This is a genomic window from Steroidobacter sp., assembly GCF_036406195.1.
Taxonomy (GTDB): domain Bacteria; phylum Pseudomonadota; class Gammaproteobacteria; order Steroidobacterales; family Steroidobacteraceae; genus Steroidobacter.
This window is the reverse complement of record NZ_DASWVW010000027.1, coordinates 328,843-344,293: the sequence shown is the minus strand read 5'-3', so window position 1 is coordinate 344,293 and position 15,451 is coordinate 328,843. Positions and strand designations below refer to the sequence as shown.

General features: G+C 63.1%; 12 protein-coding genes. 10 read left to right on the top strand and 2 right to left on the bottom strand.

The genetic code is table 11. The features are described from left to right. Positions 1–112 precede the first annotated feature (112 nt). The 9 genes from VGE08_RS13055 (at position 113) to VGE08_RS13015 (ending at position 12,584) form a co-directional block, all read left to right on the top strand. On the top strand, positions 113–1,696 hold the full coding sequence (locus tag VGE08_RS13055) for a B12-binding domain-containing radical SAM protein (RefSeq protein WP_331068333.1): 1,584 nt from the start codon (positions 113–115) through the stop codon (positions 1,694–1,696). Further along, a complete protein-coding gene (locus tag VGE08_RS13050; RefSeq protein ID WP_331068332.1) occupies positions 1,693–3,135 on the top strand; it encodes a glycosyltransferase family 2 protein in 1,443 nt (480 codons plus the stop codon). Before VGE08_RS13055 ends, VGE08_RS13050 begins: the two co-directional genes overlap by 4 nt. Beyond that, entirely contained in the window at positions 3,132–3,953 is an 822-nt protein-coding gene (locus tag VGE08_RS13045) for a class I SAM-dependent methyltransferase (RefSeq protein WP_331068331.1), read from the top strand. The genes VGE08_RS13050 and VGE08_RS13045 overlap by 4 nt, the downstream gene beginning before the upstream one ends. Beyond that, a complete protein-coding gene (locus VGE08_RS13040) occupies positions 3,943–5,199 on the top strand; it encodes a right-handed parallel beta-helix repeat-containing protein (RefSeq protein WP_331068330.1) in 1,257 nt (418 codons plus the stop codon). The genes VGE08_RS13045 and VGE08_RS13040 overlap by 11 nt, the downstream gene beginning before the upstream one ends. Next, positions 5,196–6,611 carry a hypothetical protein gene (locus VGE08_RS13035; protein WP_331068329.1) on the top strand — a complete coding sequence of 472 codons (1,416 nt, stop codon included), beginning with the start codon at positions 5,196–5,198 and terminating at the stop codon, positions 6,609–6,611. The genes VGE08_RS13040 and VGE08_RS13035 overlap by 4 nt, the downstream gene beginning before the upstream one ends. Further along, complete coding sequence (locus VGE08_RS13030; protein ID WP_331068328.1) at positions 6,608–7,429, top strand: hypothetical protein; 822 nt, start codon at positions 6,608–6,610, stop codon at positions 7,427–7,429. Before VGE08_RS13035 ends, VGE08_RS13030 begins: the two co-directional genes overlap by 4 nt. Continuing rightward, a complete protein-coding gene (locus VGE08_RS13025; protein ID WP_331068327.1) occupies positions 7,426–9,543 on the top strand; it encodes a bifunctional diguanylate cyclase/phosphodiesterase in 2,118 nt (705 codons plus the stop codon). The genes VGE08_RS13030 and VGE08_RS13025 overlap by 4 nt, the downstream gene beginning before the upstream one ends. 185 nt (positions 9,544–9,728) lie before the next feature. Continuing rightward, on the top strand, positions 9,729–10,646 hold the full coding sequence (locus VGE08_RS13020; RefSeq protein ID WP_331068326.1) for a LysR family transcriptional regulator: 918 nt from the start codon (positions 9,729–9,731) through the stop codon (positions 10,644–10,646). Between the two features lie 87 nt (positions 10,647–10,733). After that, complete coding sequence (locus tag VGE08_RS13015) at positions 10,734–12,584, top strand: monovalent cation:proton antiporter-2 (CPA2) family protein (RefSeq protein WP_331068325.1); 1,851 nt, start codon at positions 10,734–10,736, stop codon at positions 12,582–12,584. A 3-nt stretch (positions 12,585–12,587) separates the two neighbouring features. Here the strand turns inward: VGE08_RS13015 and VGE08_RS13010 are convergent, their stop codons facing one another. Next, on the bottom strand, positions 12,588–13,205 hold the full coding sequence (locus VGE08_RS13010; protein WP_331068324.1) for a hypothetical protein: 618 nt from the start codon (positions 13,203–13,205) through the stop codon (positions 12,588–12,590). A gap of 156 nt (positions 13,206–13,361) precedes the next feature. Further along, positions 13,362–14,171: a 4'-phosphopantetheinyl transferase family protein gene (locus VGE08_RS13005; protein ID WP_331068323.1), complete on the bottom strand. Its 810-nt coding sequence runs from the start codon at positions 14,169–14,171 to the stop codon at positions 13,362–13,364. A 245-nt stretch (positions 14,172–14,416) separates the two neighbouring features. On the opposite strand from VGE08_RS13005, the gene VGE08_RS13000 reads away from it, so the two are divergent. Then, positions 14,417–15,388: a Gfo/Idh/MocA family oxidoreductase gene (locus VGE08_RS13000; protein WP_331068322.1), complete on the top strand. Its 972-nt coding sequence runs from the start codon at positions 14,417–14,419 to the stop codon at positions 15,386–15,388. Positions 15,389–15,451 lie beyond the last annotated feature (63 nt).

The following is a 15,451-nucleotide window of genomic DNA, read 5'->3' as shown; positions in this document are numbered from 1 at the left end:
TCCTCTACACTCTCAGCCCTTAGCCGGAACGCGCAGGCACCCTGGCGCGTTCTTCGATCCGCATAATTTACAAGTCAGAAGTTCGGGTGCGAACTTGACCAGAATTCTATTAGTGGGTCCATACGACCCGCATTGTGGGGAATACACCTTTCTGGCACCGCCACTGGGCGTGTGGCGCCTCGCCGGGGTGCTGACCAGACACGGCGTCGACGTAAGAGTCTTCGATCCCAATTGTTGTGTCGGGCCGCCGGAGCGTGCGCTGGAACGCGAAATACTGCGCGATGCGTGGGATGTCATCGGCCTGTCCACCACCGGCATGACTTTGCGGTTCGACCTGGAGTTGGCACACCTCGCCCGGCGACTCGCGCCCCAAGCATTCATGGTGGCCGGCGGCATGGAGGCCACGTTTCGCCCCGAGTTGCTGTTCGAGCTAGGCCCCTTCGATCGCGTGATTCTAGGCGAGGGCGAACGACCGCTGCTCGAGATTGCAACGCGGCTCCGCAATCGACAATCGTTGGGCGGCGTCGCCGGCACCGTGGAGCGACGAGCCGATGGCTCCCTGCTCCGTTTGCGACAGCCGGCCATGACTCATGACCAGTTGCGCGACGCCATCTTCGCAACGCCCTACGAAATCATGCCTTACGAGGCGTATTGGGAACGCCTCGAAGCGGCGTATCGCGTCGGTGGCTTGCCTACGAAAGCGGCGCGCGAAGCGGCGCTCGCGGAAATCCGCTCGGTGCGGCTGATCACGCTGAACTATTGCCCCATGGGCTGCACCTTCTGCTCTTCGACCAATTTCCTGCACGAGTCGCAGGGCAGCGTAGCCTCGATCGCGCGACTGGATGCCGAAGAATGTCTCGCCATGATCAAGCGCATCGTCGCCACTCACCCGCGCGCGCGCACCGTCATTTTCCAGGACGACATTTTCGTGTTCTCCAAGGACCGCCGCGTCCTGCCCTTGTGCGAAGGCATCGTCGCGGCCAAGCAGGCCGGCGACATTCCCAAGGACCTGCAATTCATCAGCACCAATCGCATCGATGCCATGAATGAGGAACGCCTCGGTGCCATGCGACGGGCCGGCTTTCGCGTGCTCGGCTTCGGCATCGAGAATTTCTCGCGCAACGTGCTGAACGAGTTCAACAAGGGGCACATCCATCGCCACATCGCTCCGATGCTGAACGCCACGCTCGATCTCGGCATCACGCCGTTCCTCGATCTGATTCTCAGCTCACCGCGGGCCACGCTCGACGATGTAGCGGAGACGATGCGCGAAGCCTATCGATGGCTCAAACAAGGATGTGAGATTGGCATGTATCCCTATGTGATTCCGTTCTCGGGTGCCGCCTTTGCGCGCGATCCCACCCTCGTTCCGCACACCGAGTTCGCGCGCCGGCGCATCGAGGGCACAAACATCGAGTGGGCGCAGCCCGCGAAGATCCTGCCCATCGATCCGACGGTTCGTGACGTCATCCTGCGGATCGAGCGCAACTTCGAAACATTGCTTGCCGACTTGCAGCCATGCGCCACGCATCTGCCGTCACGATTGCGTTCGCTGGTATGGATCCAGGCCGGCATCCCTGTGCTGGCCCAGCATGGCATCGACGTCGCACCCGAACAGGAAGTGCGTGCCGAGCTCGAATCCCGTTTACCTCAGGTACGGAGGGCGACGGCCGGACGGGCCGTTGCGATCGCGTGAAATTCAACACACCCTGGAGTCTGCTGGCACCGCTCGCGGTCTGCGCGCTGCTCGCAGGCTGGATTGCGCTGTCGGCGGCCAATCTGCAGACCGCCAGCTTCTCCTTGCTGGTGTACGGCCTGGCCAACCTGATCGTCTACACGGACGCACTCGATTTCATTCTGCGGCTGCACGTGCGGCGCCGTCACATCGCCACGGCGCCCACCGAAGAGAACCGTCATTTATCGATCGATCTATCGGCCACGCTACCGGCCGGCGCACGCCAGCTGGTCCCCGTTCGCCCCTATGCCATCATCGCGTCGATCTACAACCTGGAACCGCTGCTCGAAGAGTTCATGGACGCGTTCGCGGCGTACCGCGACAAAGTCTGGCTCATCAGCGACGGCTCGACCGATGCCACCGTGCTTCGCTTGCGGCACGCGGGCTGGCGCTGCTTTGACGACGGCGTGAATCGCCGCAAGCCCGCCGCGATCCGCCGCCTGCTGGAACGCCTGCCGGCGCATATCGAGACCGTCATGGTGGTCGATCCGGACATTCGCATTCGCGGCAAGAACGGCGGCAGCCGGATCGACTTCGAGCGTTTCGTTCGGGACTTCCAGCAATCCGGCGCGGCCGCGGTCTGTCCGCGAGTCATGATCGAGCCCGACGGCTTTCTCGCGCGCTTCCAGGCGTTCGAGTATGCGTTGGCATTTCGTATCGGTCGCGAAAGCCTGGCGGACTACAGCATCACATCCGGCGTGTCCTGCTATCGGCGCGATGCACTGGAGCGCGCGCTCGCCGAACATACCCATTCGATCTATGCCGAGGACCTGCAGAACGCGCTGATCCTGCTGAGCCAGGGCGAACGTATCTATTACGACGGGCGCCTGGTCGTCAGCACCGAAGGGCCAGGCAACGTGCGGCGCTGGTTCTCGCAGCGCGTGGGTTGGTACTACGGCCTGCTCAAGGTCTATATCGAGCGCTTCAGCGACATCTGGCGCGTGGCCAAGCGCACGCCGTTCGCCATGTATCACTTCGTCATCTATCTGGGCGGCCTGTCTCTGATCGTGCATCCGCTGAAAATCATCAGCGCGATCCTGCTGGTGCTCAGTTTCATCAGCGGCTTCGACAATCTGTTCCTGGTGAACGTGCTGCCGCGCAATACCTTGATCAATCCGAGCTACTTCATCGCCGCGATCGGTAGTTATCTCGCGCTGGGCGTGTTCGCGTTGTTCACGGTGGTGCCGAAACAAGAGCGCGCCTACATCGCACCGATAGTGCCGCTGTATCTGTTCTACGCCATCACGCACATCGCCCCGATGACTGTCGGCTACGTCAACTGGCTGACCGTCAAGCTGTGGGACCGTCGCTTGTATCGCGATCACTACGAGCCGCTGCCGAGCGCCAGCACCACGCTGCCGCTGGAGGAGAAGACGAGTCTCATGCGGAGGGCCTCATGAACGCCCGCGGCGCTCCAGCGCCCGAGCGCTACCTGCCCCATCTTTATTGGGAAGACCGGGCGCGGCGCTTCGCCGCGCAAGGTTCTGGACTCGCGGCTGTGTGCTCGTACGGCATGCCGGAGTTCTACAACCTCATGATCCATTGCAGCCAGCACCTGGCGCTACGTCCCTGGCTCGAAATCGAGCCGGGAACGCGCGTGCTCGATGTTGGTTGTGGCGTCGGCCGCTGGAGCACTCTGCTGGCCGCGCGCGGCGGGATCGTCACCGGCATGGATTTGAGCCCCACCATGATCGCTCAAGCCAAGCGCCGTGCGAATGCCAAAGGTCTCGGCGATCGCTGCCGTTTCCTGTTGCAAGACCTCGCGCAGCTGGATGCCGGCGAGAAATTCGATCTGATCATCGGCGTCACTGTCCTCCAGCACATTCTCGATACTGAGGCGCTGCGCTCCGCGGTACAACGCATGGCCGAGCACCTCGTCCCCGGCGGTCGAATGGTGCTGCTGGAAGCAGCGCCAGCAAACATCGCTCAACACTGCGACACAACGGTGTTCCGCGCGCGTCCGCGCCGAGCGTACTTGGATCTCTTCTCACAAATGGGCCTGGAATTGCGCGCGATCAGCGGGGTCGATCCCGCTCCGTTCAAGACCTGGCTATTGCCTCATCTGCGGCACTTGCCACGAGCGCTGGGAATATCCGCCACCGCTGCGGTGACACTGCTGTCGACGCCGATCGACATGATCTTCGGCCGCTGGGCCGTGCAACGCTCATGGCATGCGGTGTTCGTGCTCCAGCCTACCGGGGGCGCCCATGCCGCTTAGCCGCCGTTCCACCATTTCCATCGTCGTGTTCGTGCTGCTCGGCGTGTTCGTCGCCCTGGGCTACTGGTACGAGTCGCGCCAGGTCACTCCAGGGCAAGCGGCGAACGCGCCGTCGATCGACGTCACCAGTGGCAACGATCGAGGCCCCGGCACGTTGCGTGAAGCACTGTTCAAGGCCACCGCCGCCGATGCGGAGGTCACCATCTCACTGCAAGTACCGAAGATCACGTTGAGATCGACGTTGCCGCCCGTAGCCAACGCGCGCGGCATCCATCTCGTCGCAGGCGAGCAAGGAACGCAGATCGATGCGAACGCCTTGCCGGGCGGCGCAGTGCTCGATGTCGCCGGTCCCAATGTTTCCATCGAAGGTATTCACATCCGCAACTGCAAAGCCGCCGGCATCCTGCTGCGCGCGGAACGCTTCAAGCTGCAGACGACCACGATCGAAGACTGCGATGTCGGTGTCGACGTGGCCGAGAACGCCAGCCAACTCATGCTGGAGCGCAATCGCTTTGCGAAGAACCGCGTCGGTGTGCGCTTCGCGGCTGCCAATCGCAACGCCATGGTGGTCAAGAACCAGTTCAGCGAGCATCGCGATGCCGGACTGTGGGCCGTGCGCAGCGAACCCGACAACGGCGGCGGCGCCGTCACTGTACGTGACAACCGTTTCAACAAGGAACGCATTGGAATTCTCACTGCCAACGTGGCCGTGATCATGGAGCGCAACGAGCTGCTCGACTCGGCCGAAGCCGCCATGCAGCTGATGGGCACCGGTGCAGTGGCCCGTGGCAATCGCATCAGCCGAGGCGCAGCGATGGGCATCGTTGCCGAGAACGCGCGCGGCGCGGTCATCGAAGACAACGAGTTCGATGGCCTGGCCGCGTACGGCATCATGCTCAAGAGCTCGGGCGACACCCTCGTGCGTGGCAATCGCATCCACAACAGTGGCTACGGCCTGGCGTTCGTGCTCGGCAACCAACGCAGCCCCAGCAGCGCCATCGACAACACCATCATCGAGCCGAAGTTCAACGGCATCGATGTGATTGGCGATTCGCCCATCCTGCGCGGCAATCAAGTCACGCGACCACGGGCATTGCCGCTCAAGGTCATCGATTTTCAGCCCGAAGGCGGCGGCGAGCGCATTCGCTCGGCGCCCTTTCTCGAAGGCAACAACTTCACCGCTGGAGCGGCGACGGTCGCGGCCGGCGACACCAAGGTTCCGCCCACGGGCGCCGTGCAGCGATGAACATCGGCGACACACAGATCGTCCCCGCTCCGACGTGGACCGACCCACGCGTCCACCTGCTGGATGACACGTGGCTGCTGACCATCTTCGCCATCCTGCTCGCCACGGTGGTGCCCTGGCTGGTGAGCTCGCTCGACATCAACTTCGTCGCCGCTTGCCTGGGATTGCTGGCGCTGGGCGCGATCCATATCTCGTTCACGGTCGTCGGTAAACCTGCGCGCGTCGGTGAGCGCCGTCCGGTGCTGACGCTGTTGCACGTGGCGGGCATCATCATCGTGGGTTTCATCTGGTTGAACGCGGGCGGCTTGCAGAATCCGGCGTTCCTGATGGTGTTCACTCTGCCCGTGGTGGGCGCGATCTTTCTATCTCGCTGGCAGCCGTACTTGATGGCGCTGCTTGCGATCCTCGTCACCGCCGTGATCGCATTGGCACAAGCGCCCGAGCTGCGGTGGTATGTGCCCGGGCTCGATACGGCGGGCGCGGCGCTCGCAGCCGTGCTCGGTCAGCAAAGAGCGACGGCGACCTTCCCAGGCTTCTATGCTCCTTCCACCTTCTACGCCGTGCTGCTGCAGGTGTTCGCAATCCTGCTGTTCGCGTGCGCTGTTGCTGCCGAATATCTGAGCACGATCTTCGAACGCTTGCATTCGCATGTCACCGCCGCGCGCGCCGAGGCGGAGCGCGGCCAGGAATTCTGGAGCACGCTGATCGAAGCAATGCCCAGCCCCGCCCTGCTCGTGGACAGCGACACGATGCAGGTCGTGTGTGCCAGCGTGCAGGCCACGCGCTATCAGGCCGATGAATCGGTCACTGGACGCTCGCTGTTCGAGGCCATCCGCTTCTCGTACCCGGAGATGGTTCAGGAACTGATCACGGGCCCGGGCGGTGTCGTGCCCTTGAGCATGATTCATGCGAAGGATCGGCTGCGCGCCACCGAAGTGCAGGTGCGGCACCTGACGCAGACCGGGCGGCGCTTCGCGCTCGTCGTCATTCGCGACAGGACCGAAGAGTTCACCGCGCACGCGGCGCTGGACGTGAGCGGACAAGCCATGCTGGTCATCGATTCGCAGGGCCGGCTGTTGTCGTTCAATCAGCCCGCCCAGGCATTGTTCGCCGCGCTGGAAAAGGATGCCGATGCATCCCAGCTGTTGTCGCTCGGTGGGCTGCCGCCGCGCTGGTGGGAACCGGGCCTGACCGGCCGGCGCAAGATGCACATCGAGATCGGCCCGCGCGTCTATCAAGTCACCTGCTCGGCCACGCCGCTGCCGGGCGAGGACGAAAGACTCTACATCGTCGCGCTGCTGCCCATGGGGCGCGCCGCCATTGGCGATCGCAGCGAGCTCACCGCAACCGCGCACCTGCCCGACGCTGCCAAGAACGGCATCTCCAAATCAACGTTGGTGACACCGCCATGAGGCATTCCATCGCTTTGCTGTGCTCATCGCTCGCGATCATCTCGGTGGCGCCCGCCTTCGCCGCCGAAATCGATGCGCGGCCGCCCGATCGCCTGACCCTCTCGGGCAATGGTTCGACCCTCAAAGATACCGGCGTCGACGAGGACGGCCACGGCGGCTCGCTGAACTATCTGCATTACTTCACACCGGATGTCATTTTCGGTCTCGGCGGCGAGTATCAGTCCATCGCCGAATCGAGCTGGACCTTCGGTTCCCTGCGCGGTGCCTATGGCCATGGCGCGCCGGCTTCGCGCTTCACAGTGTTCGGTGAATTCCACTATGGGGATGGCGACGACGACGGGCGCGAGTTCGACTATCAGGTCGGCGTGCTCGGTCTGAGCCAGTCGTTCGGACCGAAGCTCTCGGTGCAACTCGAAAGCCGCCAGATCGACATCGACAGAACGCACGGCAATCTGCCGAAGCTGGGCGTCACTTATTTCTGGACGCCGCGCTTCTCGACCAATGTTTCCTATGCGGAATCGGTGGGCGGCAACCTGGGCACCCAACTGACCACGGCGCGCATCGATCACTACGGTCAGCACGTGAACTTGCTTCTCGGCGGGGCCACGGGCACGGCCGATCCGAGCGTGGTGAACCTGCCGATTGGCGTGCGCCTGCCCGTGCAAGACCTGGCCCAGGGGTTCCTGGGCATCGGCAAGACATTCTCCTGGGGCGAAGTGCTGTTGCTGGGCGATTACCTGGAGTTGGAGACCAGTGAAAAAGTCACGGTGACGTTGAGCCTGACAGCTTATCTGGGCTCCCGCGGCCGGCCGCAATGAAACCCGCGTTCCTGAAGCCTCGCTCGCAATGGCTGCTGACGCTGCTGGTGTTGACAGTGGTGGTGCTGGCCGGCGGCAGGTTGATCGCGCTGAGCGTGAACGAGCGCGCCGAGCAAATGCGCGCCACAGCGGGAACGCTGGTCGCAACCTACAGCCGCTCCATCGAACGGCAGCTCCAAACATTGGCGCGACGCGAGCAACCTGCTGGCGCTCGCGTGGAGTTGGATCAGCTGCTGTCCAGATTACAACTGGGCCGGCTGGTGGATCCTGAATACGATTTCGAGCTTTCCAAGATCGACGCCGCCGGGGCCACGCCGCGTATTTTCGTCAGCAGCAAAATCGCGCCGCTCGAGGACGGCATCGTCAGCCGCATTCGTATTCCCGAAGCCTACGCTCAGGATCTTCCGGGCGGCTATGTACGTCTGGCGCTGCGGCCAAAATCCGGTTGGTATCCCGCCCGCGAGCTTGCCGCCGCCATTGCCCTGCTCGCCGTGGTCGCATGGCTGTTGGCGTTCGCCACTCACGACCTGGTGCATGCGTTGCATCGCGCACGGGATGCACTCGCGCTCTCGCGCCGGCAATTGCAAGCGAGCAACCGCAAGCTGGCGCTGGAAATCGAAGAGAAAGAAAACCTGCAGAAGAGCTTCGAGCACTCGCGATATCACGATGCGTTCACCGGCCTGCCCAACCGCCGCTACTTCATGGATCAGCTCGATCGCGCCTTGCGTGAAGTCCGCACTCGCCGGCGCAAGCGGCTCGCGGTGATGCTGATCAATATCGACCGCTTCAAGCTCATCAACGACTCGCTGGGTCACACTGCCGGCGACGAACTGGTGGTGCAAGCGGCGCGACGGTTCCAGAGAGCCACCTCGCAGCTCGAATGCGTGCTCGCGCGTTGGAGCGGCGATCAGTTCGCGGTGCTGGTCTTCGACGTTGCCTCCCCCGACGACGCGCTCGACATTGCGATGCTGCTCCAGCAGACGCTGCATCAGCCCTTCGACCTGCGCAAGCATCGCTTGAACGTGGCGGCCCGCGCCGGTGTGACCTGTATCGAGTCCGGCCTGCAGCGCGCCGAAGAAGTGGTGCGAGAAGCCGACATTGCGCTGTCGGTCGCGAAGCGGCACGACAGCGCGACAGCGGTTGCCTATCAACCCGCGATGGGCGGTAGCGCCGCGAGCCTGGTCAGCCTGGAAGCGGACCTGCATATCGCACTTCAGCGCCGCGAGCTGCATCTGCTGTATCAACCCATCGTCGATCTGCGCAATCACTACGTCGCGGGTGTCGAATCGCTGCTGCGCTGGCGGCATCCGATCGAAGGCATGCTGACGCCGGACAAGTTTCTCGCCCTGGCGGAAGAAGTGGGCTTGATCGTGCCCATCACGCGCTGGACCCTGCTTCAGGTCTGCACGTTGGCGGCGGAATGGCGGCATCGATTGCCACGCGAGCGGAATTTCTATGTCACGGTGAACGTGTCCGCCGCGGCGCTGCGCGATCCGGAGTTCCCGGCGTATGTGGCGCAGGTCCTCAAGGACACGGGCGCGCCGCCGGAGACACTCAAGCTCGAGCTGACCGAGGGCGGATTGATCAACAATCCTGGCGACGCGCGCGACATTCTCGATGGCCTGCACAGCCTGGGCATCGAAATGATGCTCGATGACTTCGGCACCGGCTATTCATCGTTGAGCTATCTGCAGCTGTTCCCCTTCAGCTACGTGAAGATCGACCGGCCCTTTGTCGATCGCGCCGGTTCCGCCCATGCCAACAGCGCGATCGCCGCCGCCATCGTGCAGATGACTGCCAGCCTTGGCTTGAAATCGGTGGCCGAGATCGTGGAGACCGACGCCGCCGCGCACGACCTGCAGCGCATGGGCTGCGACTACGCGCAGGGATACTTCTATTGCCGGCCGCTGGAAGCCGAAGAGGCATTCAAGGTTCTGCGTAACGCCAATAGCTGGCCGTTGGCCAAGGCAGCCGCCGAATCCGACACGGCCGAGGACGACTCCCCCACCGTTTCCGAAGTCGTCGTGCTCTCGGACGAGACCCTCATGCTGCCAGCCGAGGAAGTAGCGGCCCGGATGCGCGAAAAAATGCGCGAGAAGGCCTCGCACGAATGAGGCCGCCCCGGCACTGAATCCGGCAATGGAATGCTATATAGTCGCCGTATTCGAAAAACAGATAGCGACAACCCAGCGGTTGGCGGTTGGCGGTTAGTGGTCAGTCAGAGCAGCGGCAAGTCCCGGTCCCTTCTGCCTAACCGCCAACCGCTAGCCGCTAGCCACTTGGCCTTTGGGGGGAACGCGTGAGCGAGCTCGATCTGAATCTGCTGTACGTCCTGGTGGCGCTCGACGAATCCCGCAGCGTGAGCGGCGCCGCCGTGAAGCTGAGCAAGAGCCAGCCCGCCGTCAGCTCGGCGTTGGCCCGGCTGCGGGAATTCTTCAACGATCCGTTGTTCGTCCGCTCCGGCAACAACATGCAGCCCACGCCCCGCGCCTTGTCCCTGGTCGAATCGGCGCGCTTCGTGCTGGGACGGGTTGGATCGGACATCGTCGCCGCGCCCAGTTTCGAACCGGCGACCAGCCAGCAGCCCATCAATCTGGCGCTGTCGGACGTGGGCGAAATCGTGTTCCTGCCGACGCTGCTGAAAAAGTTACGCAAGCTGGCGCCCCGGGCGCAGGTGCGCTCCGTCAGCCTGCCCGCGAATGATGTGGCCGCGGGGCTCGAGTCCGGCGCGATCGACCTGGCCATGGGTTACTTCCCCGACCTGAAGAAGCACAACTTCTTTCAGCAGACCCTGTTCTCGGACACCTTCGCCAGCCTGCTGCGTGCCGATCATCCGGTCACCGCCAGCAAGCTCACCTTGAAGCAATACTTGCAGCTGGAACACGTGGTGGTGCGCGCCGAAAGCCGCACCGAGGAAGTGATCGAGCGCTACCTGGCTCGCAAGAAGATCCGGCGGCAAGTCGTGCTCACGACGCCGCACTTTTCCAGTGCGCCGATCATCGTAGCGCAGTCGGACATGATCGTTACCGTGCCCGAACCGCTGGCGCGCTACTTCTCCAGCGTCTCGGCTCAGCTGCGTATGGTCGGGCTGCCGTTCGAAGCGCCACGCATCGATCTGAAACAGTCCTGGCACCGCAAATTTCACCACGACGAGCGCAACCGCTGGCTGCGCTCGGTGATCGCCGGCCTGTTCCAGCAGTCGGCCCAACCGCGCTGAGTTTCCCAGGTGCCGCGCGGTCTGCCTATGATGGGGTGCCGCGCCGCTCGCGCTTGACGGTCGATTCATCACGGAGCTGGGATCACGATGGCTGCCGAAACCGATCCGAACATGCTGATCAATACGGTGGCCTTGCTGGGCGCCGCGGTGGTCGCCGTGCCGTTGTTTCGCCGGCTCGGCCTGGGCTCGGTGCTCGGCTATCTGGCCGCGGGCCTCATCGTCGGTCCGTTCGGTTTCAAATTGTTCGCCGATCCGGCGGCCATCCTGCGATTCGCCGAGCTCGGCGTGGTGATGTTTCTTTTCATCATCGGCCTGGAGATGCGCCCCTCGCATCTGTGGCGCCTGCGGCGGGCGATATTCGGTCTGGGCTCGATGCAGATCGGCGCCTGCACCTTGGGCTTGACGGGCGTGGGCATGGCGCTGGGCCTGTCGCCCATCGTGGCATTCATCGGCGGCGCCGGCTTCGTGCTCACTTCCACGGCAATAGTCATGCAACTGCTGGCCGAGCGCGGCGACATCGCGCAACCTCGTGGCCAGAAGATAGTGTCAGTGCTGTTGTTCGAGGATCTGCTGATCGTACCGCTGCTGGCGCTGGTGAGCTTCCTGTCGCCGCAGCACGTCACGGATGCCAGCACGCCGCATTGGCCTGGCATCGTGGCGGGGACTGTGTCGCTGGCCGCATTGATCGCGGTGGGCCTGTGGCTGCTCAATCCGTTGTTCAGTCTGCTCGCTGCCGCGCGCACTCGAGAAATCATGGCGGCGGCCGCGCTGCTGGTGGTGCTCGGCGCGGCATTGCTCATGGAAATGGGCGGCCTGACCATGGCGATGGGCGCCTTCATCGCCGGCGTGTTGCTGTCCGAATCGACCTTCCGTCACGAGCTGGAGGCGGATATCGAGCCATTTCGCGGCTTGCTGCTCGGCCTGTTCTTCATGGCGGTGGGCATGAGCCTCGATCTGTCGGTGGTGGCAAAGAACTGGCAGCTGATCGCTATCGCGGTGCCGGCGATGATGGCAACCAAGGCCCTGTGCATTTATATCGTCGCACGAATCACGCATAGCTCGCATGTCAATGCCTTGGACCGTGCGGTGTTGATGGCTCAGGGCGGCGAATTCGCGTTCGTCCTATACAGCGCCGCGGCGGCCGGCGGCATCATCGATGCCGCCTTCAATGCCAACTTCACCGCCATCGTCGTGCTCTCGATGGTACTGACGCCGCTGGTCGTGATCGCAACGCGCCGCTTCGTCGAGCCGGACCGGCAATCGCTGGACGGTATTCCCATCGCTGACGGACTGGAAGGCAGTGTGCTCATGATCGGCTTCGGTCGCTTCGGCCAGGTGGCAAGCCAGGCACTGCTGGCGCGCGGCGTCGATGTGAGCATCATCGATAACGATATCGAAATGGTCAGCTCGGCCATGGAGTTCGGTTTCACCGTGTACTACGGCGATGGCACGCGGCTCGATGTGTTGCGAGCTTCTGGAGCTGCCACGGCCCGGGCGATCGCGGTCTGCGTTGACAAGCGAGAAACGGCGGACCGCATCGTGGAGCTGGTGCGTTCGGAGTTTTCACAAGCCAAGCTGCTCGTGCGAGCAGCGGATCGCGAGCACGCGCGCGTGCTGGTTGGCGCAGGCGTCGATTATCAGTTGCGAGAAACTTTCGAATCGGCCTTGCAGTTCGGCGGCGCCGCGCTGCGCCAGCTGGGCACCAGCGATGTAGAAGCGGACCAGGTCATCGAGATCGTCCGCCAGCGCGATGCCGAACGTTTTGCCCTGGAAGTCGCAAGCGGTGGCTACGAACAGGGCAAAGGCATCATCTTCCGCAACACTCCGCAGGCCAAGACGCGCCCCACACCCTTCAGCAAGCCGCGCAGCACGGGCAAGCAACTGAACGAGCCGGGCAGCGGCGGCGAGCCCTCGAGCGAGGTGGCACCGCAAGGATGACGATCAAACGCCGAGCTTCTCCGCCTGCACGCTGACCAGCTCCACCTCGGGCACCGAGCCCAACATGGATATGGCGTGTTTTGCCAGCTCGCGCGGCACGTGCCCGACCAGGTGCACGAAGCGCGCGCCGTTGTCGGGAAACACATCGAAGATGCCGTACTCACCGTCCTGGGTGCGAAGGGCAAACCACGCGGTGGTGTTCGGCTCTTCGTCCATGACCACTCGCCGGGCATCGAGCAGAAACTCTTCGACCTCCTGCTCGTGACCGGGCTTGGCCTTGAAGGTCAGCAATATGCCCTTGGTATCGGGAAAGGCGTGCGTCACCGGCATCTTGTTCGCCAGGATCTGCACTTCCTGCATTCGGGGCGGCGAATTGAACAGATCGTCGCCGTGCTCCTGCAAGGCGAGCGCGACCGGTCCCGCCAAATGCTCCTTGCGCGCGGCGTCGTCGAGAAACGCATCGAAGATACCGTATTCGCCACGTCCAAAACGCATGGCGAACCAGGCCGTCGTGCCGATCTCCTCCTCCACCAGCGGCACCGCCGATCGCAGGAATTGTTCCACTTCGCGATCCTTGCCGTGCCTCGCCTCCAGTCGTACCAGGAGTCCACTGCCAGTCATGACACACCTCCGGCGGACGCATCGGATTGGGTGATGACGCAATTACGCTCCGGCAGCGGACCGTGCGGCTATCAGGGCATTCACTGCCCCCTTAGCGGTCTGGGACACTGACGATTGCGGCGAATCACGGGCGACGCGCTTGCGTGACGCGCCAACTCAGCGTGGAGGTTCAGCCTCTGAAGTTTTCAGCAACTCCGGCTGCAGAACCTCCTCCGCGACGAGAGGCACGGTCCGCCGGAGCGTCAGCGAAGGTATCTCGCCTTCGCGTCGCTCCGCGCAGACCGCCAGCAAATGTGCCGCGGTCGGCCGGTACTGCCAGAAACTCCAACGATTGGCATCGTCACCCAGCTCCGGATCAATCGCGATATGCACTGCTCGCTCATGGGGATAATGAAAGCTGAACTGCCCGAGCGGAATCGACAGGCCCATGCCCCGAGCTTTGATATACGACTCCTTGAAGGTCCAGTATTCGAAAAAACGATCCTGTTGACGCTCTGGGGGGACTGTCGCGAGCTCCGCCACTTCGGCTGGCGCAAAGAAGCGATCCGCGATGTCCATCGATACTTCGCGCGTGAGGACATTTTCCACGTCCACACCCAATTCACGCCGCTGCGTTACGCCGAGCGCGATCAAGCCCCGGGTATGCGAGATATTGAAACGCAAGCCGCACTCCGCCGGATCGAGATTGGCAATGGCCGGCCGGCCATACTGATTGTTCGCGAAGCGCCAGTCGGCGGGATCGATATCGAGGTAACGCGATAGCACCGTGCGCACCAGCGCGCGCGTGACCAGATATCGCTGCCGATCGTCCGGAAAATAGAACCGCAGTTGCTGGTTTCGTTCTTCCTCGGTCAGCAGCGCCCGATACTCCGCGTGCAAGGCGGCATCGGAGATCTCCTGATAATGCGCCAGCCAGAGGTCGATGTGGTTGGCGCTGGAGACCAAAGCGTCAGGGGTACCGTTCATTTGAGACGAATCAAGAGGCCTCGTCGCGATGAACGATCATACACCCGCGCCCTCATGCAATCTCCTGACACACAAACCGCCATCGGGGGGTTCGACTGTTGCTATTGGTCGGATCGCGGTCTATAAAGCCTATATATCATACAAATCAGACGTGCCGCGAATGTAGCTCCCGGCGCTGGCAAAAGCCAGCCGGCAGCAAAGGAACGGCACGTTGCTCGCCAGCCGTTCACTGCAGACAATGGCTGGTGACTGAAGGATCGGAGGTTCATCAGGTGGGATCGGCCGCGAAAAAAATCGCGCTGGTGGGCGTAGGCAAGATCGCGCGCGATCAGCATTTGCCGGCGCTGGCGCGCACAAACTCATTCGAACTGATTGCGGCCGTCGACCGGGGCGGTCCGGTTGCCGGAATGTCCGCCACGGTGTCCAGTTTCAGTGACCTCGACGCAATGCTGGCGGCGGGCATCGCGGTGGACGCGGTCTCTCTGTGCACTCCTCCGGCCTGTCGCTACGACCTGGCGCGAGCCGCACTCGATGCCGGGTTGCACGTGATGCTGGAGAAACCTCCGGCAGCGAACGTGATTGAGGTCCACGCTCTCGAAACACGCGCACGCCAGCGTCGGCGGACTTTGTTTACAACGTGGCATTCGCGCGAAGCTGGCGGCGTCGAGCCCGCGCGCGCGTGGCTCGACGAACGCACGATCCAAGACGTCCGCGTAACCTGGAAAGAAGACATTCGCGTGTGGCATCCGGGCCAGCAGTGGATCCTGCAGGCCGGCGGCATGGGGGTGTTCGATCCGGGGATCAATGCATTGTCGATCCTCACCCGCATCCTGCCCGGCGAGCTGACGTTGCAGGCGGCGATGCTGGATTATCCGAGCAATTGCCAATCGCCACTGGCCGCCGAGTTGCTGTTGTCGCATCCCGGATCGGTCCGCGTCGAGGCAACCTTCGACTTTCTATACAAAGGCACGCCCTGCTGGAACATCGAAGTGCGGACCGACCAAGAAACGTTGCTGCTCGCCGATGGCGGACGCTGCCTGTACATCGATGAGACGCCCCACGTCGCGGCGTTGGATGAGGAATATGTTCGCCTCTACCAGCGCTTCGCGGCGTTGATCGCCGCCGGCGACAGTGATGTGGATACCACGCCACTGCAACTCGTCGAGGACGCCCTCCGGCTCGGCGAGCGCAAGCAAAGCGCCCCCTTCAATTTCTGAGTCTTTACCATGCTCGGCTGACCTGCGGGGCTGTGCTCCGCCGATCCGCGAGCCTACGGACAG

What these genes read in the sequence shown, in the direction of transcription:
- VGE08_RS13045 (WP_331068331.1), top strand. Translation starts at nt 3,132, where the DNA reads ATGAACGCCCGCGGCGCTCCAGCGCCCGAGCGCTACCTGCCCCATCTT.
- VGE08_RS13040 (WP_331068330.1), top strand. Translation starts at nt 3,943, where the DNA reads ATGCCGCTTAGCCGCCGTTCCACCATTTCCATCGTCGTGTTCGTGCTG.
- VGE08_RS13035 (WP_331068329.1), top strand. Translation starts at nt 5,196, where the DNA reads ATGAACATCGGCGACACACAGATCGTCCCCGCTCCGACGTGGACCGAC.
- VGE08_RS13030 (WP_331068328.1), top strand. Translation starts at nt 6,608, where the DNA reads ATGAGGCATTCCATCGCTTTGCTGTGCTCATCGCTCGCGATCATCTCG.
- VGE08_RS13025 (WP_331068327.1), top strand. Translation starts at nt 7,426, where the DNA reads ATGAAACCCGCGTTCCTGAAGCCTCGCTCGCAATGGCTGCTGACGCTG.
- VGE08_RS13015 (WP_331068325.1), top strand. Translation starts at nt 10,734, where the DNA reads ATGGCTGCCGAAACCGATCCGAACATGCTGATCAATACGGTGGCCTTG.
- VGE08_RS13010 (WP_331068324.1), bottom strand. Translation starts at nt 13,205, where the DNA reads ATGACTGGCAGTGGACTCCTGGTACGACTGGAGGCGAGGCACGGCAAG.
- VGE08_RS13005 (WP_331068323.1), bottom strand. Translation starts at nt 14,171, where the DNA reads ATGAACGGTACCCCTGACGCTTTGGTCTCCAGCGCCAACCACATCGAC.